The sequence below is a fragment of the Dickeya oryzae genome, from assembly GCF_009372235.1.
Taxonomy (GTDB): Bacteria; Pseudomonadota; Gammaproteobacteria; order Enterobacterales; family Enterobacteriaceae; genus Dickeya; species Dickeya oryzae.
The window spans coordinates 583,539-602,614 of sequence record NZ_ML762920.1 but is presented as its reverse complement, the minus strand read 5'-3'; the positions used below and the strand labels follow the sequence as shown (position 1 = coordinate 602,614).

The 19,076-nt window shown below is 51.2% G+C and carries 17 protein-coding genes; 12 read left to right on the top strand and 5 right to left on the bottom strand.

Annotation, left to right across the window (positions count from 1 at the left end; translation table 11 throughout):
• From nirB to cobA, 3 genes are read left to right on the top strand one after another with little or no spacing between them, the layout of a single operon-like run.
• Positions 1-4,164 (top strand): nitrite reductase large subunit NirB, encoded by a 4,164-nt coding sequence (nirB, locus tag FAZ14_RS02660; RefSeq protein ID WP_153507986.1) that lies wholly within the window; start codon positions 1-3, stop codon positions 4,162-4,164.
• Positions 4,161-6,809, top strand: coding sequence for a nitrate reductase (locus tag FAZ14_RS02655; RefSeq protein ID WP_153507985.1), 2,649 nt, complete (start codon positions 4,161-4,163; stop codon positions 6,807-6,809). Before nirB ends, FAZ14_RS02655 begins: the two co-directional genes overlap by 4 nt.
• Positions 6,810-6,836: 27 nt before the next feature.
• Complete coding sequence (gene cobA / locus FAZ14_RS02650; protein WP_038904981.1) at positions 6,837-7,667, top strand: uroporphyrinogen-III C-methyltransferase; 831 nt, start codon at positions 6,837-6,839, stop codon at positions 7,665-7,667.
• A 45-nt stretch (positions 7,668-7,712) separates the two neighbouring features.
• Here cobA and FAZ14_RS02645 read toward each other — a convergent pair whose 3' ends face one another.
• The gene (locus FAZ14_RS02645) at positions 7,713-8,258 is read right to left on the bottom strand and encodes an NADPH-dependent FMN reductase (RefSeq protein ID WP_016941038.1); all 546 of its coding nucleotides are present in this window, start codon (positions 8,256-8,258) and stop codon (positions 7,713-7,715) included.
• Positions 8,259-8,525: 267 nt separating this feature from the next.
• Positions 8,526-8,843 (bottom strand): transporter substrate-binding domain-containing protein, encoded by a 318-nt coding sequence (locus tag FAZ14_RS02640; protein WP_038925759.1) that lies wholly within the window; start codon positions 8,841-8,843, stop codon positions 8,526-8,528.
• 410 nt (positions 8,844-9,253) lie between these two features.
• Here FAZ14_RS02640 and FAZ14_RS20235 point away from each other — a divergent pair, with 410 nt between their 5' ends.
• From FAZ14_RS20235 to FAZ14_RS02605, 8 genes are read left to right on the top strand one after another with little or no spacing between them, the layout of a single operon-like run.
• Positions 9,254-9,418: a hypothetical protein gene (locus FAZ14_RS20235; protein WP_206670623.1), complete on the top strand. Its 165-nt coding sequence runs from the start codon at positions 9,254-9,256 to the stop codon at positions 9,416-9,418.
• A complete protein-coding gene (locus tag FAZ14_RS02635) occupies positions 9,376-10,122 on the top strand; it encodes a thymidylate synthase (RefSeq protein WP_478210373.1) in 747 nt (248 codons plus the stop codon). The genes FAZ14_RS20235 and FAZ14_RS02635 overlap by 43 nt, the downstream gene beginning before the upstream one ends.
• Entirely contained in the window at positions 10,112-10,684 is a 573-nt protein-coding gene (locus FAZ14_RS02630; protein ID WP_153507984.1) for a DUF84 family protein, read from the top strand. Before FAZ14_RS02635 ends, FAZ14_RS02630 begins: the two co-directional genes overlap by 11 nt.
• Complete coding sequence (locus FAZ14_RS02625) at positions 10,662-11,177, top strand: HAD family hydrolase (protein ID WP_153507983.1); 516 nt, start codon at positions 10,662-10,664, stop codon at positions 11,175-11,177. Before FAZ14_RS02630 ends, FAZ14_RS02625 begins: the two co-directional genes overlap by 23 nt.
• 32 nt (positions 11,178-11,209) lie before the next feature.
• On the top strand, positions 11,210-11,338 hold the full coding sequence (locus tag FAZ14_RS20435) for a hypothetical protein (RefSeq protein WP_227983134.1): 129 nt from the start codon (positions 11,210-11,212) through the stop codon (positions 11,336-11,338).
• Positions 11,331-12,620, top strand: coding sequence for an amidohydrolase family protein (locus tag FAZ14_RS02615; RefSeq protein WP_050567059.1), 1,290 nt, complete (start codon positions 11,331-11,333; stop codon positions 12,618-12,620). Before FAZ14_RS20435 ends, FAZ14_RS02615 begins: the two co-directional genes overlap by 8 nt.
• Positions 12,617-13,234, top strand: coding sequence for a phosphoribosylglycinamide formyltransferase (purN, locus tag FAZ14_RS02610; protein WP_038925756.1), 618 nt, complete (start codon positions 12,617-12,619; stop codon positions 13,232-13,234). Before FAZ14_RS02615 ends, purN begins: the two co-directional genes overlap by 4 nt.
• Positions 13,227-14,432 carry an MFS transporter gene (locus tag FAZ14_RS02605; RefSeq protein ID WP_038925755.1) on the top strand — a complete coding sequence of 402 codons (1,206 nt, stop codon included), beginning with the start codon at positions 13,227-13,229 and terminating at the stop codon, positions 14,430-14,432. Before purN ends, FAZ14_RS02605 begins: the two co-directional genes overlap by 8 nt.
• Positions 14,433-14,605: 173 nt before the next feature.
• On the opposite strand, the gene FAZ14_RS02600 is transcribed toward FAZ14_RS02605, so the two are convergent.
• Both FAZ14_RS02600 and FAZ14_RS02595 read right to left on the bottom strand, forming a co-directional pair.
• Positions 14,606-15,382: a transporter substrate-binding domain-containing protein gene (locus tag FAZ14_RS02600; RefSeq protein WP_016941037.1), complete on the bottom strand. Its 777-nt coding sequence runs from the start codon at positions 15,380-15,382 to the stop codon at positions 14,606-14,608.
• Positions 15,383-15,502: 120 nt separating this feature from the next.
• Complete coding sequence (locus FAZ14_RS02595) at positions 15,503-16,672, bottom strand: pyridoxal phosphate-dependent aminotransferase (RefSeq protein WP_016941036.1); 1,170 nt, start codon at positions 16,670-16,672, stop codon at positions 15,503-15,505.
• A gap of 359 nt (positions 16,673-17,031) precedes the next feature.
• Between FAZ14_RS02595 and FAZ14_RS02590 the strand changes: the two genes are divergently transcribed.
• Positions 17,032-17,916, top strand: coding sequence for a LysR family transcriptional regulator (locus tag FAZ14_RS02590; protein ID WP_016941035.1), 885 nt, complete (start codon positions 17,032-17,034; stop codon positions 17,914-17,916).
• Here the strand turns inward: FAZ14_RS02590 and FAZ14_RS02585 are convergent.
• The gene (locus FAZ14_RS02585) at positions 17,907-18,923 is read right to left on the bottom strand and encodes a S66 family peptidase (protein WP_153507982.1); all 1,017 of its coding nucleotides are present in this window, start codon (positions 18,921-18,923) and stop codon (positions 17,907-17,909) included. The genes FAZ14_RS02590 and FAZ14_RS02585 overlap by 10 nt on opposite strands.
• Positions 18,924-19,076 lie beyond the last annotated feature (153 nt).

Here is a 19,076-nt window from a genome sequence, read left to right as displayed (position 1 = left end):
ATGAGCGCGCATCTGGTTGTCATCGGTAACGGCCTGTCCAGCGCCCGGCTGGTAAAAAAATTGGCGCAGCTTGCAGCGCAACGCTACCGCATCACCCTCATCGACCGTGAGCCGCGTGCCAGTTATAACCGCGTGCTGCTCTCGTCGGTGCTGGGGGGCGAGAAAACGTTTGAGGAAACACAACTGGAGCCGCTGCCTGAGTCGATGGATGTCACCGTCCTGACCGGTGAATCGGCCTTGCGTATCGACAGGGCCGCGCGGGAGGTGGTCACCGACCGCCGTCGTCTGGCCTATGACCACCTGGTACTGGCAACAGGGGCACGCCCGTTTATGCCGCCATTGCCGGGCATCAGCCTATCGGGGGTCACCGGGTTTCGCTCGCTGGATGATGTCGAGCGGATGTGGGCGGCGGTACGGCAAAAGGCACCGGTGGTGGTGATAGGTGGCGGGGTATTGGGGATTGAGGCCGCCGCCGCATTGCGTCTGCACGGTGCCGAAGTGACGTTAGTGCATCGCCACACCCGGCTGATGGAGCGCCAGCTTGACGATGTCGCCAGCGATTTACTGACTACCCGGTTGCGAGAGCGTGGCATTCGTTGCCTGACCGGTGTGCAGATCCAGTCGCTGCAAGGGAGCGAACAGGTCGAGGCGGTGGTGCTGGCGGACGGCACACGCCTTCCTGCCGGTCTGGTGGTGGTGGCGACCGGTGTAGCGCCGGTATGTGAGCTGGCTCGCGACAGCGGCCTGCCATGCGGGCGCGGCATTCTGGTGGATGGTCAGTTGCGTACCTGCGACGAGGCTATCAGCGCGTTCGGTGAATGCGCAGAAATCAATGGGGAGACGGTGGGGCTGGTGGCCCCCTGTCTGGCGCAGGCGGATGTGTTGGCGGCCAGACTGGCCGGGCAGCCGGTAGCGGATTATGTGCCGACGCCGCTGGCCACGCGCCTGAAGGTAACCGGGATTGACGTTGTGAGCGCGGGTGAACTGCATCCGCAGGTGGGCGATAAGACCCACTCACTGTCAGACCCGCTCGGCGGTCACTACCGCCGTCTGATATTCCGCGACGATCGGTTGTGCGGTGCGCTGCTGTTCGGTCATGTCAACGACAGCCCGCAACTGCTGGCGGCCATGGAGACCAGGCTGCCATCGGCACCGTCATCGCTTTTATTTGGTCTTTCTTTTCCTGAAATAGACATACGGCCTGAAGCCGTAAGGATTTCTGTTATGAGTAAACCCGTATTGGTGGTAGTGGGACACGGCATGGTCGGTCACCACTTTCTGGAGCAACTGGTGGAGCGCGGCCTGCACCAGCAGTATCACGTGGTGGTGTTCGGCGAAGAACGCTACCCGGCCTATGACCGGGTACATTTGTCTGAGTATTTCGCCGGACGTAGCGCCGAGTCGCTGTCGATGGTCAGTGACGGTTTTTTCGAGCAGACCGGTATTGAACTGCGTACCGGCTGTCAGGTGATGGCCATCGATCGCCAGCGCCGCTGTGTGCGCGATGCGAATGGTCAGGAAACGCCTTACGATCGTCTGGTGCTGGCAACGGGTTCCTATGCGTTTGTACCGCCAATCAAAGGCAATGATCGCCCCGGCTGTCTGGTCTATCGCACGTTGGATAATCTGGATGCGATTGCCGACTACGCACGCGAATCACGCAGTGGTGTCGTCGTGGGGGGCGGCCTGCTGGGGCTGGAAGCGGCGAACGCACTGCGCCAACTGGGGCTGGAGACCCACGTGGTGGAGTTCGCACCCCGGCTGATGGCGGTGCAACTGGATGAGGGCGGCGCTCAGTTGCTCCGGCGCAAAATCGAAGCGTTGGGCTTGCAGGTGCACACCAGCAAAGAAACGCTCGACATTACGGCAGGCGAGCAGGCGCGTCACCGGATGAATTTTGCCGATGGCACATCGCTGGAAACCGACCTGATCCTGTTTTCCGCCGGTATTCGCCCACGCGTTCGGCTGGCGAGTGAGGCTGGGCTGGAGATAGGCACGCGTGGCGGTATCGTGATTGACGATCACTGCCAGACGTCCGATGACGCTATCTTCGCCATCGGTGAGTGTGCGGTATGGCAAGGGCAGATTTTCGGACTGGTGGCCCCGGGCTACCAGATGGCGCGCACTGTCGCGGCCCAATTGGCGAGGTCGGCGCAGCAGGAACAGCAAGAACTGGCTTTCACCGGTGCTGACATGAGTACCAAGCTCAAGCTGCTGGGGGTGGATGTCGCGTCAATCGGTGATGCGCACGGCAACACCGAAGGTAGCCAGAGTTATCAGTGGAACGACGAGCCGAATCAGGTCTACAAAAAAATCATTGTCTCGGCAGACGGCAAGCGGCTACTAGGGGCGGTGCTGGTCGGCGACAGCAGTGATTACAGCACACTGCTGCAAATGAAGCTCAACGACATGACGTTACCCGACCACCCGGAAAGTCTGATCCTGCCCGCACTGGACGGCGCCGCCCCGAAAGGGCTGGGGGTAGCGGCACTGCCGGACAGCGCGCAGATTTGCTCCTGCCACAACGTCAGCAAAGCGGATATTTTCGCGGCGGTAGACAACGGTTGCACCGATCTGGCGTCACTGAAAGCCTGCACCAAGGCCGGGACGGGGTGTGGCGGTTGTGTGCCGTTACTCAAGCAGGTGATGGAATACCGGTTGCAGCAGTCAGGCATCGAGGTGAAAAAAGACATCTGCGAACACTTTGCGTACTCGCGTCAGGAACTGTACCACCTGATTCGCGTCAACCGTATCCGCAGTTTTGGCGAGTTGATCGCTCGTCACGGTCACGGGCTCGGGTGTGAAATCTGTAAACCGCTGGTGGGGTCGATGCTGGCATCGTGCTGGAACGACTACGTGCTGAAACCCGAACATGTACCGTTGCAGGATACCAATGACCGTTTTCTGGCCAACATCCAAAAAGACGGTACCTACTCGGTGGTGCCGCGTATCCCCGGTGGGGAGATCACCCCTAAAGGGTTGATCGCCATCGGTCAGGTCGCAGAGCGCTACCACCTGTACACCAAAATTACCGGTGGTCAGCGGGTCGATTTGTTCGGTGCGCGGCTGGAACAACTGCCTGCTATCTGGCAGGAGTTGATCGACGCTGGCTTTGAAACCGGTCATGCCTACGGCAAGTCGCTGCGTACGGTGAAATCCTGCGTGGGGTCAACCTGGTGCCGCTATGGTGTACAGGATTCCACCGGGCTGGCGATTGCGCTGGAGCATCGTTACAAAGGGTTGCGCTCGCCGCACAAACTCAAGATGGCGGTCTCCGGTTGTACCCGTGAGTGCGCCGAAGCGCAGGGTAAAGACATCGGTGTGATTGCCACCGACAAGGGCTGGAACCTGTACGTGTGCGGTAATGGCGGTATGAAACCGCGTCATGCCGACCTGTTCGCCAGCGATCTGGATACCGAGACGCTGTTCCGCTTTATCGACCGCCTGCTGATGTTTTACATCCGTACCGCAGACCGGCTCCAGCGTACCAGTGTGTGGCTGGATAATCTGGAAGGCGGCGTTGATTATCTGCGTCAGGTGGTGATCGACGACAGCCTGGGGATTGCCGATGAGCTGGAAAGCGAGATGCGCCAGGTTGTCGACAGCTACCAGTGCGAGTGGCAAACCACACTGGCGCATGACGAAAACCGGGCATTGTTCCGCGCCTTCCTCAACAGCGACACCCCGGATGAGGCGGTGGTGATGGTCCCCGAACGTGGTCAGATTCGTCCGGCTCGCCCTGAAGAGAAAAAACCGATCACCGTATCCGAGACCCTCGGGGCCGATGGCTGGCAGTGCGTCGGTTTCCTCAGCGATATCCCGGCGAATGCAGGGATGGCAGCGCGAGTCGGACATCGGCAGGTGGCGTTGTTCCATCTCCCGGCGTCGCAACCGGGGCAGGTGGCACGCGTGTTCGCGCTCGATAACCTGGAACCGGGCAGCGGTGCTAACGTGCTGTCGCGCGGCATTGTCGGCGATGTGGACGGTGAGCCAGTGGTGATTTCGCCGTTGTACAAAAAACGTTTGCGCTTGTGTGACGGTGTCAGCCCGGATGATAGCCAACTGCGGGTACGCGTCTGGCCGGTACGTGTCGTTCAGGAGCGTATCTGGGTGGCTGACGAGCCAATGACGGTGGTATCGACCGACATGGCGGAGGCGTTATGACCGGCTGTCGCACCACCTGTCCTTATTGCGGTGTGGGTTGCGGCGTGATTGCTACGGCGCAACCGGACGGGAGGGTGACCATAAAAGGCGACAGCCAGCACCCGGCTAATCAGGGACGGTTGTGCGTCAAAGGGTCGGCGCTCGGCGACACACTGAGTCTACAAGGGCGGTTGTTATGGCCGCTGGTGGACGGGCAGCGCGTCAGTTGGGATCAGGCGCTGGACCGGGTCGCGCAATCGCTCGGCGATATTATTGTGCAGCACGGCCCGCAGGCGGTGGCGTTTTACGGTTCGGGGCAATTACTGACCGAAGATTATTACGTCGCCAACAAGCTGATGAAAGGCTTTATCGGCAGCGCCAACATGGATACCAATTCCCGGCTGTGCATGGCCTCAGCGGTCATCGGTTACAAACGGGCGCTGGGTGCCGACGCGGTGCCGGGTAACTACGAGGACATCGAACAGGCGGATCTGGTGGTGCTGGTCGGTTCCAATACCGCCTGGGCGCACCCGGTGGTGTATCAACGGCTGATGCAGGCGAAACAACAGCGTCCGCACATGAAAGTCGTGGTGGTGGACCCGCGTCATACCGCCACCTGCGATGCGGCGGACTTACACCTGCCGCTGGCACCCGGCAGCGATGCCGGGTTGTTCAACGGATTGCTGCACTGGCTGGCGCAGCAATCCGCGCCGCCGCCTGACGCGCTGAGCGGTGTGGAAGCAGCGCTGGCAGCGGCCGATGAGTGGACGGTAGAACGGGTGGCGGAATTCTGCCGGTTACCGCGCGAGGCGGTGGCCCGTTTCTACCAGTGGTTCAGCGAGACCGACAAGGTGGTGACGCTCTACTCGCAGGGCATTAACCAGTCTGCTTCCGGCAGCGACAAATGCAACGCGATTATTAACGTGCATCTGTTCAGCGGCCGTATCGGCCGGGTTGGGTGTGGCCCGTTTTCGATTACCGGTCAGCCGAATGCGATGGGGGGCCGGGAAGTGGGCGGGCTGGCGAATCAACTGGCGGCACACATGGGGTTCAGCCCGCAAGAGGTGGCGCGGGTCGGTCGCTTTTGGGGCAGTGATCGGGTGGCCTCGGCACCGGGGCTGATGGCGGTGGATCTGTTTCGTGCCATCGAAGCCGGGCAGGTGAAGGCGGTATGGATAATGGGCACCAACCCGGTGGTGTCAATGCCGGAAGCCGATCGCGTGCGGCAGGCGTTGTTGCGCTGCCCGCTGGTGATTGTCTCTGATGTGATGCGTCATACCGATACCACCGAATGCGCCGATATCCTGCTACCGGCATTGGCGTGGGGAGAAAAAGACGGCACGGTCACCAATTCCGAACGGCGTATTTCCCGTCAACGTGCGTTTTTGCCAGCACCGGGCGAGGCGAAAGCAGACTGGTGGATTTTATCGCATGTCGCCACACGTATGGGGTTTGGCGAGGCGTTTGATTACCGCCACCCGGCGCAAATTTTCCGTGAACATGCCGCGTTATCTGGATTTGAGAATCAGGGGCAGCGTGCCTTCAACATCAGCGCGCTGGCGACGCTCAGCGATGAGCAGTGGCAACAACTTGCCCCGGTGCAGTGGCCGGTGACCACGCAGGCCGATGGCGGTACCGCACGGTTATATACCGATGGCCGTTGCTGGCATCCGGACGGTAAGGCGCGGTTACTGGCCATCACCCCGCAATTGCCGGTCAACCCACCGTCCCCGGCGTATCCACTGGTGCTCAACACCGGGCGGATACGCGACCAGTGGCACACCATGACCCGCACCGGTAAGGCGGCGCGCCTGATGCGGCATCTGCCGGAGCCTTACTGCGATCTGCACCCGCAGGATGCGCTTAACGCCGGTGTGCACGATGGCGAACTGGTTCGCATCAGCGCCGGGTCCGGCTGGATGCTGGCGCGGGCGCAGGTTCAGCGGGGTCAGCAGCCCGGCAGCATTTTTGTCCCCATGCACTGGAACCGGCAATTCAGCGCACAGGCGCGTGTCGATAGTCTGGTGGCGGCGGTGACTGACCCTTACTCCGGTCAGCCAGAAAGCAAACAGGCGCGGGTACGCATCCAACGCTGGCCCGCCGTCTGGTTCGGCGAGCTGTTTGTCCGCAGTGACGTCGCCGTACCGGACTGTGGCTACTGGAGCCGGGTGACTGCAGACGGGGTGTCGCATTATGTGATCGCCGACGAGCGCACACCAGAACACTGGCTCGACTGGCTGACCCGGCAATATGACCTGAGCGACGTTGAATTTCAGCAGGCTCAGGGGGACGACTGGCTGTTTCATGCCATTGGCTGGCGAGGCACACAGATCGCTGTAGCGCTTTATGTGGGGGTGCATCGTCCGCAACTGGCGCGTGAAGCGGTGTTGGCGGCATTTGCCGTGCCGCCACAGCAGTCGTCGGATCGACTGGCGTTGTTGGCGGGGTGTGCTCCACAGGGGGAAACACCGCAAGGCGCAACTATTTGCAGCTGTTTCGCGGTTGGCGAGCAGCGCATTATCGACGCTATCCGTCAGGGATGCCACAGCGTGGCACAACTGGGTGAACAGCTACAATGCGGGACTAACTGCGGATCCTGCGTACCGGAACTGAAGGCGTTGCTGCAACAGTATGCGACGCCAGACACATTACGCCGGGCGGGCTGAGCCGCGCCCGGAAAAAGGAGTGATCCTATGAACCCTACTCTGAATACGCTGATGGCGCAGGGCCATCAACGCCAGCCGTTGCTGGCAGGTGATGTCTGGCTGGTGGGTGCCGGTCCGGGCGATGCCGAATTACTGACTATCAAGGCGCTGCGAGTGATTCAGCAGGCGGATGTGGTCGTGCATGACCGGCTGGTTTCGGCCGATATTATGGCGTTAGTAGCGCGTGACACCTTGCGCATTGATGTCGGTAAACAGCAGGGCAACCACGCACTGCCGCAACCGCAAATCAATCAATTGTTGATGGAGCTGGCGCAAGCCGGGCAGCGAGTCGTGCGCTTAAAAGGCGGCGATCCGTTTATTTTCGGGCGTGGCGGTGAGGAAATGGATTACCTGCATCAACAGGGTGTGCGTTGCCATGTTGTACCGGGAATTACCGCCGCGACCGGCTGTGCGGCGGCGGTAGGGTTGCCGCTGACGCACCGGGATTGTGCTCAATCGGTACGGTTTATTACCGGTCATGCTCGCGATGGCGAGCCGCAACTGGACTGGGAAACCCTGGGCGCAGGCCAGCAAACACTGGTGTTTTATATGGGGTTGAGTCATGCCAGTCGTCTGTGCCAGAAGTTAATCGCACACGGCCTGCCTGCCAGTACACCGCTGGCGATTATTGAGCGCGGCACGCAGCCGGAGCAACGCGTGATGACCGCGACACTTGCGACCTTGCCTGCACTGATGGCGCGTTATCAGCCGCAATCGCCCAGCTTGTTAGTGGTCGGTGAAGTGGTACGTTTTTGTCGCCATCCGGCACTGACGGTGGCCAGCGAAGCGATGATGAAAGTGGGAACGGTAGCGGCATAAGCGACTGCCGCCCGACAGTGGGCGGTAGCCTGATGAAAGGATGTGTTATCTTCTGAGTCCGATCTCATCGACAAGCGCATTCATTTGCTCGGCAATCAGAACGGTAATGTTTTCATCTTTCAGGTTGCCCTGATCGTCGAAACCACCAGCAAAGGCGTTAGCGAAAACTTCCGGCTTGTTCAGCACATGAACATTCAGGTAGACGCAACTCTGACGCAAATGATACTGCGCCCGCGAGGTACCCATACCGCCGCCTGCACCCATCAATGCTGCCGGTTTACCGCTTAAAATGGTGGTATCCGGCAGGCGGGATAACCAGTCCAGAATATTCTTCAGCGCCGGTGCTATAGAATAATTGTATTCGGTACAGGCGAACACAAAACCATCCGCCTCACTGGCCTGACGGGCGATGCGCTGCACGGATTCAGGTACCTCAGTCAAATCAGCGTTATAAAACGGTACATCCAGCAGGTCGGCAATGTCCAGCGTGGCATAAGCGGGCAGTACCGACTGCGCGGCACGCAGCAATCCCCGGTTGGCAGAGGCTTTACGCAGGCTGCCGGAAATACCTAACAATTTGATTTGATTCATGGTGTTGTCCTTTTTGTGTGAAAAAAATCACCAGGATAACGTCGGCGCGCATCGCGTCATCGTTTTCCCTGACTCGTCATAGCATAGAGCGTGGGGGGAAAATTGCCATTGAGGCATGTGGACTATTCCGTGAGGATATTGGCGTTTTTGTACTTTAAATCTGAAGATATTAAACACCGTAATAGCGGTCCATGAGCGCGGTTCATCGTCTTTAAAGCTACAAGGCCCACATCATCGGATGCGGGCCTTGTCATGTGATAACAACCGTTATTGCACTCTTACGTCGAAACCGGGGAAGTACTGTTTCGCCAGTTTCTCGACGGTGCCGTCGTCTTTCACTTGTTTGATAGCCTTGTCCAGTTCGGCTTTCAAGGCCTCGTCACCTTTACGCAGGCCAAAACCGATGCCGCTGCCCAGAATCGAGGTGTCTTCTACCGGCCCGCCGATAAAGGCGAAGCCTTTGCCTTCCGGTTTATCCAGGAAACCAGACTGGCCTGCTGCTGCCAATGTGCGGCAGCATAGCCAGAAGCTGTCAGCAGGCGCGGGTTTGCTGGATCTTTTTACACATGATTCGGAGTTCTTCATAAGGGATTGCTGTTATGTCTGGTGCGCTTAGTCTGGTTGGTGATTGAACCGAGCATAACAATTCTTACCGAGTTCCCTTCAGTTATCTGCTATTGGGTGAGATTATGTAGATATTTCATTTTAAAGAAATTCTATCGGTGAATTAATAAAAATTAATATTTATTAATGGGGGGTTGTTAAAAATGATGATTTCATATATCTGAGTAAATAATCAGATATTCACATGATAAAAGTAAGAAAAAACAATTAGATATGGTGTTTTTTTTATTCTTAGTGAAACAGCTAATAATAACAAAATAAATCTAATTCTTCTGTTTTTAAGGAAATTTTGTTTGATCAGTAAATGTTGTATATGTAATTATATTTTTCCCCATCCTGGCGAGGATGCCCATACATAATTAGGGATGACTATGAATGTAAATGTTGCAAAAACTCTGCAATCAGAAGAGCAGGTTTTCACCACCATTAGTGGAGATTCTGTTGATGAGTTAGTGAAAAATGGTATTTATCATATTCTCACTACCGGTGAGAGATTTCATCCAGGGCTGGAAATGCACTACAAGCGTATGGAGTAAATTATGTTCTTAAGGATCCAGGGAATCGCTTGCATAACATTAGAACTGGTGCCATAAGATATTTATCTCGAGAGTATTTGGCTTATTTTAGTGGTAGTCTGAGGGCTAAGGATGGTCTGGCAAAAGCATCTAAATTCTGGATGACGCTTGTTGACGAAAATGGGAATGTCAATTCAAATTATGGATATTATGTGTTTTATGAGCCGGTTGAAGGTTATGGCAACCAATACAATTGGGTGAAAAATGCACTTATAAAAAATAAAGATTCCCGCCGCGCTATTATAAACATCAATCAAAATTATCATAAATCAGACACTAAGGATTTTCCTTGTACTATCGGCATGCAGTTCTATATCAAGAATGATACATTACATTGTGAAACCATTTCACGAAGTACGGATGTAATTACGGGTCTTCCCTATGATATGGGATTTTTCTCATTTATCCATGAGTTGATATGGAAAGACCTGAGAGAGAGTGGGATGGATAAACTCAAGCTAGGCATAACAGTAATGAAAACTACATTCACACAAATCTATGATAAGACTTTAAATAAAGCGACAGAAGTGGCGGAATGTAGTGAAATAAAACCGTTTTCTGAAAAAATGCCTCAGATAGAATCAGCAGAAGAAACGTTGTCGGATATATTATCTGGTGCCGCTAATACCAATGTTATGAAATGGATTTATAAACATGCAGAATAAACACGTGACACTTCTATTGGCTTCTGATAATGAAGCAAAAATTTCATCAGTAAGGAATACATGTTCTTTTGTTTTTGAGAATTTCACACTTAAACATAAAAGTGTTGAATCAGGCGTCAGTGAAACACCGCAAAGCGATGATGAGGCAATTAGTGGTTGTCAAACTAGAATTAAAAATATTGAATTAGTACAGGATAGTTATGTTGATTATATTATTGCTCTTGAAGGGTTGACGGAAAAAACATCATTTGGAAATTTTGTATATGGATGGGCAGTTATTAAAGATGTTGTCACATCGGAACTCTATTATGGTTGCAGTGGGAAAGTAATGCTTCCTGCTATTGTAGCAGAAAAACTCGATAAAAAAATCAAGCTTTCAGATATCATTCTGGGGTTGAATCCAGAGATATCTCAATCAGATATAGATAAAGTAGGAACTAATGGTGTGCTAACAGGAGGTTTATATACAAGAGTCGATGAATTCGAGACAGCACTAAAATGTGCATTTGGCTCTTTAGTGGCTCATAAGGATTTTTCATATGGTAAAAATAGTAATTTTTGATTTGGACGATACATTGGTCAGCCATAAAGCAGGGGCTGACTCTGCTTTAAAAGCAGTAACAGACTGGATCGTCAAGTATCAATATGCTAAGGCGAATAGCGATTTCAATGCGTTTCGAGAATTTTTTTATAAGAAAAATCAATATCTATGGGAGGATTTTGTATTAGGAAGCATTGAGATGAAAATGATTTTTGATAAAAGATTTGAATATATATATGACTGGTTTGATATTAAATCATTAAAGCATAAGAAGTTAATTGAAGGTATTTACTGGGATGATTATGTCAGTAATTGTTCTTTAACAAGAGATTGGGTTCCTTTATTAAGTGAGTTAAGTGAAAAATTGCCATTGATAATCTGTAGTAATGGTATGGATAAGGTTCAGATCAAAAAATTAGAGAATAAAAATATAAAAAAATATTTTAAAAGTCTCTATTTTGGCAAGTCTTACCCGGAGTGTAAGCCAAATAAGATTTTTTTTATAAGATATTAGATGAATATGCCCTGAGACCTAAAGATGCTCTTATGATAGGAGACAGTATTTCAAATGATATTCGTCCCTGTCAAGAGCTAGGGATGCAGACATTACATTATTCTGAAAAAATTTCATTCGATAAGTTCAAAAAGGATATGTTGGGGTTTATTAATGGATGATAAATTAATTTTTAAAGAGATAAAATATTTAAATTCAGAAGATATGTGTTTTGACGTAGGGGATATTCGGATAAGAAACGACAGGATTGTAGAAGTTGGTCCTAATCTGGATGTTCATGATGAGGAAGTAGTCTTGCTAAACGGCGGTCATATTATACTGCCCGGATTGATAAATGCACATCTTCATCCTAGCAAGGAAGTTTATGGTAGCCTATTAGACTCATCCCCCATTGATAAGGTATTAGACACTGTACATAAAAATAATGAGCTTGAAGATCCAGAAGGTCAGTATATATCATCAATAAAATCAATCGGATGTGCTTTAAAAAAAGGAGTTACTTCATTCGGGATTTTTACTAGCCGAATCGAAAGTGATTACCGGGCTGTCACTGAAGTGGGAGTTCGCTGTGTTATCAACTTTTGTCAAAGTAACTATTGGGCTGGAAGTGGTAAAAGCCCGAAAAATAAATCAATAGATACTATCTCAAGTGAGTATTTTTTAGCAGAGAAACTTTACCAAAACGATTTAGTGAATATCACACCAGCAACTGCTTCAGAATTATCTGCTGACGACTTATTATTAGTCATGCTTCATGACATTGCGAGAAAGCGTAGCAGGAGGTTTACCTTACACATAAATGAAGGAAGTCACCAGGTAAACGCACATATCAATATGTATTCTAAAAGTGGTATTGAGCGGTTACATGAGTTGGGGGTGCTTGATCATAACACTACGCTTATTCATGCTAGTTATCTGAGTGACAGAGAGATAGAAATAATAAAAGAATCAAAATGTAGTCTTGTGCATTGTCCGGTCAGTAACAGTTTCGTAGGGGCCGGAACCATGCCCGCGAAAAAGTTTTCATCAACAAACCACATTGGCCTTGGTACGGATGCAGCGATGGTTAATCCAGTCAATGATCTGACGTTTGATGCGCTTTTTTCATTATATCATCATGGTGATAGTGAATTTATCAATAAAATTGATGCCAAATCAGTTCTTCATATGATTACTTTTGGCGGTGCAGAGGCCCTTGGATTGAAAGATACAGGAAAAATTCAATCAGGATTCAAAGCTGACTTGATAATTTATAAAGAAAATGAAATGGATAATGAATATATTAATACACCAGTTTCAATACTCAAAATGATCAATAAAGAAAATCCCTGTCATGTATTGATTGATGGTGATTTTGTTATTAAAGAAAATTGCTTTAAAAATATAAAAATTATCGATAGTGTAAAAGAGTATTCCTCAATAAGAAATAGGGTTAAGCTATGAAGAGAGTAGCATTTATGTTCTCTGGCCGTGGAAGTTTGCTGTCCACTGTCAGGCAGGCTATTTTAGATTCCAAAGTCACGGCTGAATTAAGTCTTGTTATTACAAATAATGCTGATTTCTCAGCTACAGGGAATGCTGCGTTTGATGGGGTTTCTATTGCTAAAATAGACCATCGTGACTTTAATGATCGTAGTGGTTTCGAAAAGGCGATTACAGAAAAAATTAATAATTCCGGTATAGATCTAATAATATTAGGAGGTTTTAGAAGAATTTTTTCTCCTAAATTTGTGAAAGATTTTGGTAGTAAAACGATGAATACCCACCCATCTTTGCTACCAGCTTTCCCTGGTGATAAGGCTCAACTTAAGGCATTGCAGGGGGGGCTGCGCATTACAGGTGCAACACTTCACTTTATTAATGAAGAAGTTGATGCTGGTCCTATAATTGATCAGGAGGCTGTGAGAATCTTAAATGGGACTACTGAGTCTGAGCTAAAAGAGCTAATTATTTTTGCCGAGAGAAAGATGATCTATCGTGCAGTTTGTGCTTTTCTGGAGTCCAGGTTATCTATTCACGATAACAAAGTTGTCTATGAAGGATATTCTGATGTATAGAATAAAGAACGATATCGTTGCCGCTAGTTGTGTTGCCAGCATTCTATTTCTGGCTATTGTCAGTTTAGGGCTTTCGCTGGCAGTATTGCCTCTGTTTGTAAGTAAATATCTTGAGTATTCACCATTCTATATCGGATTAGTTGTTGCCGCTGAGTCAATTGCTACTCTGGCATCCAGAGCTTATGCAGGTAGATACTCAGATCGAAATGGGCCCAAAAAAGGCATGGTATTTGGGCTGAGTTTAACTATTATTGCGGGGTTGATGGTTTTTATTGTTTTCTATCTCGATAACCCGGGTGTATTTTCGTATATTATTATAATTCTTTCTCGACTTATTATGGGTGGGGGGGAAAGTCTAATCTTTACCTGTAGCGGTACATGGCCAATAGGCCTTGTCGGAAGAGAGCATGCAGGAAAAATAATGTCTTGGGTCGGTATTGCCATGTTCCTTGGACTGGCTATTGGGAATTATGCTGGTATATGGTCATATTACAATATAGGCATCATGCTTTCTGCATTTTTTATGACAATCCTTCCTGTATTGGGATTTATAATTGTAATGATTGTCAGGCCTGTTATTTTTCATCCCGAAAGCAATCAGCCGACTCTTTTTTTTGCTGTTAAGAGAATTTGGAAGGCGGGATCTGGTTTTTCACTGGCAAATATTGGCTATGCCTCAGTAACTACTTTTTTAGTTCTTTATTTTATTGAAAGTGGATGGTCTGTATATAGTGCATTTGCCCTATCGTTGTTCGGTATTGGATATGTGCTATCTCGTATTACATTAGGCTGGAAAGCCGATTCTTGCGGGTTAAAGATGACACTGTTTTCCCTTGCTATCGAGGCATCTGGATTGCTTTTGATTGCCATATCATCTCACGCTTATATCGCAATGGCAGGGTCTTTCCTTACCGGATTTGGTTTATCGATGGTATATCCTTTGCTCGCTTTGCCGGCCTTAAAAAGTATGCCAGAAGAGAATATTGGGCTTGCGTTGAGTACCTATGAGTCATGCTTTGATATCGGTATATTACTGGCTGGATTGATTGGTGGCACAATCGTTTCAATCTTTGGTTATTCTGGGATTTATTTTTTTTCATTTTTATGTTGTATACTGGCATCGTTTTCCACTGTAATGGCATACCGGCAATTAAAACATACTGGAAGGATGGTAAACCATCAAGCAGCTCTCGAGTAATATATTGCCAGTTGTGAAAAACTGGCTGGTCTGATAAATAATCAGAGCTTGCTGGCGTAGGAATGTGTAAGGGTTTTTTATCGCTATCATTAATACCAAGACCCGTATCTCTGGAGCGGGTCTTGGTTGTTTGATGTTGTACTGCTCAGAACATGCAGTAGTGATAACAGTCGTTATTGCACTCGTACGTCGAAACCGGGGAAGTATTGTTTCGCCAGTTTCTCGACGGTGCCGTCGTCTTTCACTTGTTTGATAGCTTTGTCCAGTTCGGCTTTCAAGGCTTCGTCACCTTTGCGCAGGCCAAAACCAATGCCGCTGCCCAGAATCGAGGTGTCTTCTACCGGCCCGCCGATAAAGGCGAAGCCTTTGCCTTCCGGTTTATCCAGGAAACCAGACTGGCCTGCTGCTGCCATCACCAGCGTACCGTCCAGACGGCCTGCTGACAGATCGTCGTATGCCAGGTTTTGATCTTTATAGCTTGTCACCGTCACGCCTTTCGGCTCCCAATGCGCTTTGGCATACACTTCCTGAATCGAACCCTGCAACACACCGATATTTTTGCCTTTTAGCGCTTCGGCCGTCGGGGCCAGACCAGTATTGGGTTTGCCGACTAATTGTGTCGGAATACGGTAGATAGGCTGGGTGAAGTCGATCGCTTCTTTACGTTTTTCCGTGATGTTCATAGCGGAGTTGATAGCGTCGAATTTCTTGGCCTGCAGTGCCGGGATCAGGGCATCAAAGGAGGTTTCTACCCAGCTGCACGAAAAGTGACCGGCCTTACAAATGGCGTTGCCCAGATCGATATCGAACCCTTCCAGTTGCCCTTTGGCGTTTTTACTCTCAAACGGCGGGTATTCCGCTTCCAGACCGAAACGCAACTCAGTTTGTGCCAGTGCAACGGAAGAAGACAACAACCCCAGTGACAACATCAGTATGCTTAGTTTTTTCATAGTGGGAACGATCTCCGGTGAATCAATAAGTAGTGTTCAAATCATGATTAAACAACGGTGGCTTCAGGTAACAGCCAGGTACGGCGCTCTCTATGCACACACGACTGGTACGGCGACCTATTAACGACCTGTTACCTGACACAAGGCTTTTGCACCCGCCAGTAGCGTAGCGTCATCTTTAGAGAAGGAAAGACGAATTAATTTATTATCCGTACCATCGGTGTAAAACGCCGAGAGCGGAATAGTCGCCACGCCGTGCTCGACAATCAGTCGTTTGACGATATCGCTGTCGCTCTCATCGCTGAAATGCGCGAAGCTGGCCAGCATGAAGAAGGAACCGGCGGAAGGCAGCAGCTCAAAGGGACTATCCTGCAACGCCTGCGTGAGCAGATCGCGTTTTTGTTGATAGAACTGCCCCAACGACAAATAGGTAGCGGGGTCCGCCATGTACTCGGCAAAGGCATACTGCATCGGTGTGTCGGCGGAGAACATCATAAACTGGTGGATTTTGAGGATCTCATCCATCAGCGCTGCCGGGGCCAGACAGTAACCGACGCGCCAGCCTGTGACGTGAAACGTCTTGCCAAACGAGGAGACAATCACACTGCGCGCCGCCAGCTCGCTGTGGGTTGCCATGCTGTGGTGCTGTTGTCCGTCAAAGACCACGTGTTCGTAGACTTCATCAGACAGGATCACGATATCGGTGTTGCGCGTCAGGCGTGCCAGTTGCGCCAGATCATCGGCACTCAGCACCTGACCACTCGGGTTATGGGGCGAGTTGATGATAATCATGCGGGTGCGTGACGTGATGGCGGCCTGCACTTCATCCCAATTAATGCTAAAACCCGGTAACGCCAGTTTCAGTGCAACCGGTGTCGCGCCTTGCAGCCGCACTATCGGCGCGTAGCTGTCAAAGGAGGGTTCGAAATAAATGACCTCATCGCCCGGGTGTACCAACGCAGAAATCGCGGAGTAGAGCCCTTCGCTGGCGCTGGCGGTGATGGTTACTTCTTGCCCGGCGTCATAATGCTGGCCGTACAAACGCCGCACTTTTTCTGCCACGACCTCTTTGAGCGATACCAGCCCGGACATCGATGCGTACTGGTTATGGCCTGCGGTCATGGCGCGCGTCACCCCGGCGATCAACTCGGGAGAGCAGGGAAAACTGGGTGCGCCTTGTGACAGGTTAATGGCGTTATGCTGGCTGGATAACTGGCCAATGACAGTGAAGATGGTGGTTCCTACATCCGACAATTTGGAACTAAAGCGTACCGGGGTGTGAATCGGCATACGTGATCTCCGTGGGTTGCCGTTAATACTCGTACGTTAGTAACACGAGACGTTAATAACACAGTACGTCAAAACGTAATAAATGAATAACTATTCATGCATTAGACGTTGCCGGTAGTAGTACCACAATCGAATTGTTGTCATAATAGCCATGAGAAAAATGCATGGCTTGGGGCTGTTCCTGGTGATTTTATCCTCTTTCAGCGATAAGTTGCTGTGATGACGAGCTGCATGCCTGATGAAATGAGCGGCCATTAGCACCAGCGATGCTGGATGAACAGGTCAGTGGTTGTGCTGTTCTTTTGCATAGTTATGTAATCAGTTTACTTATGGCTACCGGTTGAAGGGCATTGCTGAACATGAATAAACGTATTCCACCGCTCAATGCACTACACGCGTTTGTGGTTACCGCTCGCCATCTCAATTTCACCCGGGCGGCAGAGGAGCTGTTTGTGACCCAGGGGGCGGTAAGCCGTCAAATCGCGTCACTGGAAGCGTGGCTGGGGTTTGCACTGTTTCAGCGCCATGCACGCGGCTTGCGGCTCACCCCGCAGGGCAACCAGTTACTGCCAGAAGTCCGTGAGGTGTTCGAGCAACTGTTTCGGGTAACCGATCAGGTGCGTGAAGGGCGCTCTATCCGCATGAAAGCACCGACCTGCGCTATGCGCTGGCTGGTGTCACATTTGATGCTGCTGGAGCAGTCGCGGCCAGATATCCATGTTGCCTTGACCACCACCACCGAACACGGGGTCGATTTTCGCCATGAGGACTTCGATGTGGCGGTGGTGTTTGCGCCACATACCGCGCCAGTGCAACACGACGGCAAACTGTTCGATGAGGTACTCTCGCCAGTGCTGGCACCGCACTTGTTGTCAGCCGGGCAGACGACACTGATGCCGGAGCAACTGTCACGGTTGACGTTACTGCATCCCACCCAGGATCAGCGCGACTGGAAATTGTGGCTAAAAACGCAGGGCATCAGCGAGCAGATGATACGTCGCCATCAGCAGTTCGATACGATGGATTTAGCGATCAGTGCCGCGATTCAAGGGTTTGGGATTGCGATTGCCGATGTGACGCTGGTAGCGGAAGATCTCCGCCGCCAGCGGTTAGTAATGCCTTTCAGCGGCACGGTGAGGACAGGGGCTGCCTATTATCTGGTGCTCCGGCCCGGCACTCAGCCGGAATGGCTGACGGATTTTTTGACCAGCTTCACTGCGTGTTTATCGACGGATCAAGGCTGATGTAGCCAGGGTTCGCGCAGCCGGACCTGGCCTGCGTCGAAATCGACGCTGATCTGTACCCCGAGTGGCATTGTTAACATCGGGTGGGTATGGCAGCAGTCAAAATCTGCCAGTACCGGCAGCGGTTGTCCATTAAGCACCTCGCGTAATACGGTTAACGAATCACGGCCACTGCCCTTGTCATCGAACAATTCGTGTTTACCCAGGATCACGGCGGCTACCCGGTCAAACACACCGCAGAGTTTCAGGTGCGCAAAGGCGCGCTCTACGGTGGCGATGTCCTTCAGCGAGTCTTCCAGCAGCAGAATGTCGCCCTCATTAATGTTCGGCATAAACGGGCTGCCCCAAATCCCGGCCATGGTGTTGAGATTGCCACCGATAAGCCGCCCCTGATACGAACCGCTCCCCTCAAAACGCCACTGGTTGGGATGGGTGGTTTTGGCTCGTGACTGCTGGTTCCAGTCCACCCGTTCGTCGGTCCAGCGTGATGGCGGAGCGTATGTTTGGCTGGGCTGCACTGTGCCAGTCAGAGCAACGAAACTGGAAAAGGTCTCGTCTACTAACGGTGGGAATTCGCCGAACGAGGCCACCAGTGCAGGGCCGTAAAACGTCACCAATCCGGTACGGGCATAAATACCCAGTAATAACGCGGTCACGTCGGAGTAACCGATGATGATTTTTGGGTCCCGGCGCAGTGCGTCGTAGTCGAGATAGGGCAGCAGTGCGTTGCTGTTGTTACCCCCGATAGTCGACATGATGCAGCGTACCGCCGGATCGCGAATCAGCGTATTCAGTTCGTCAGCACGTTCGGCAATACTGCCGGAACGGTAGTAGTCGCTTTTACCGGTTAGCGAACCGGCACGCAGGCGGTAACCGTGCTGTTGGAGAAAGGCATTCGCCCGCTCAAAACGGGCCGGAGCGAAGTGCGTTGCCGGTGAAGAAGGCGAGAAAAAACCGATGGTGTCGCCCGGATGCAACGGTGGGGGCAGTAACAGGGTATGCGGCATGAATTCCTTTCTCCGGACAAGTGCCATAAGAGTGGCTATCAATCATAAGCGTTTCTTTTTAATTGCCGAACACTATAAAAAATAATTTCCGACGTTTTTTATAAATGGCGGCCTTCAATAACATAAATAACATTTACCGTGCTGAAAAGCGGT

What these genes read in the sequence shown, in the direction of transcription:
- nirB (WP_153507986.1), top strand. Translation starts at nt 1, where the DNA reads ATGAGCGCGCATCTGGTTGTCATCGGTAACGGCCTGTCCAGCGCCCGG.
- FAZ14_RS02655 (WP_153507985.1), top strand. Translation starts at nt 4,161, where the DNA reads ATGACCGGCTGTCGCACCACCTGTCCTTATTGCGGTGTGGGTTGCGGC.
- cobA (WP_038904981.1), top strand. Translation starts at nt 6,837, where the DNA reads ATGAACCCTACTCTGAATACGCTGATGGCGCAGGGCCATCAACGCCAG.
- FAZ14_RS02645 (WP_016941038.1), bottom strand. Translation starts at nt 8,258, where the DNA reads ATGAATCAAATCAAATTGTTAGGTATTTCCGGCAGCCTGCGTAAAGCC.
- FAZ14_RS02640 (WP_038925759.1), bottom strand. Translation starts at nt 8,843, where the DNA reads ATGAAGAACTCCGAATCATGTGTAAAAAGATCCAGCAAACCCGCGCCT.
- FAZ14_RS20235 (WP_206670623.1), top strand. Translation starts at nt 9,254, where the DNA reads ATGAATGTAAATGTTGCAAAAACTCTGCAATCAGAAGAGCAGGTTTTC.
- FAZ14_RS02630 (WP_153507984.1), top strand. Translation starts at nt 10,112, where the DNA reads ATGCAGAATAAACACGTGACACTTCTATTGGCTTCTGATAATGAAGCA.
- FAZ14_RS02625 (WP_153507983.1), top strand. Translation starts at nt 10,662, where the DNA reads ATGGTAAAAATAGTAATTTTTGATTTGGACGATACATTGGTCAGCCAT.
- FAZ14_RS20435 (WP_227983134.1), top strand. Translation starts at nt 11,210, where the DNA reads ATGATAGGAGACAGTATTTCAAATGATATTCGTCCCTGTCAAGAGCTA.
- FAZ14_RS02615 (WP_050567059.1), top strand. Translation starts at nt 11,331, where the DNA reads ATGGATGATAAATTAATTTTTAAAGAGATAAAATATTTAAATTCAGAA.
- purN (WP_038925756.1), top strand. Translation starts at nt 12,617, where the DNA reads ATGAAGAGAGTAGCATTTATGTTCTCTGGCCGTGGAAGTTTGCTGTCC.
- FAZ14_RS02605 (WP_038925755.1), top strand. Translation starts at nt 13,227, where the DNA reads ATGTATAGAATAAAGAACGATATCGTTGCCGCTAGTTGTGTTGCCAGC.
- FAZ14_RS02600 (WP_016941037.1), bottom strand. Translation starts at nt 15,382, where the DNA reads ATGAAAAAACTAAGCATACTGATGTTGTCACTGGGGTTGTTGTCTTCT.
- FAZ14_RS02595 (WP_016941036.1), bottom strand. Translation starts at nt 16,672, where the DNA reads ATGCCGATTCACACCCCGGTACGCTTTAGTTCCAAATTGTCGGATGTA.
- FAZ14_RS02590 (WP_016941035.1), top strand. Translation starts at nt 17,032, where the DNA reads ATGAATAAACGTATTCCACCGCTCAATGCACTACACGCGTTTGTGGTT.
- FAZ14_RS02585 (WP_153507982.1), bottom strand. Translation starts at nt 18,923, where the DNA reads ATGCCGCATACCCTGTTACTGCCCCCACCGTTGCATCCGGGCGACACC.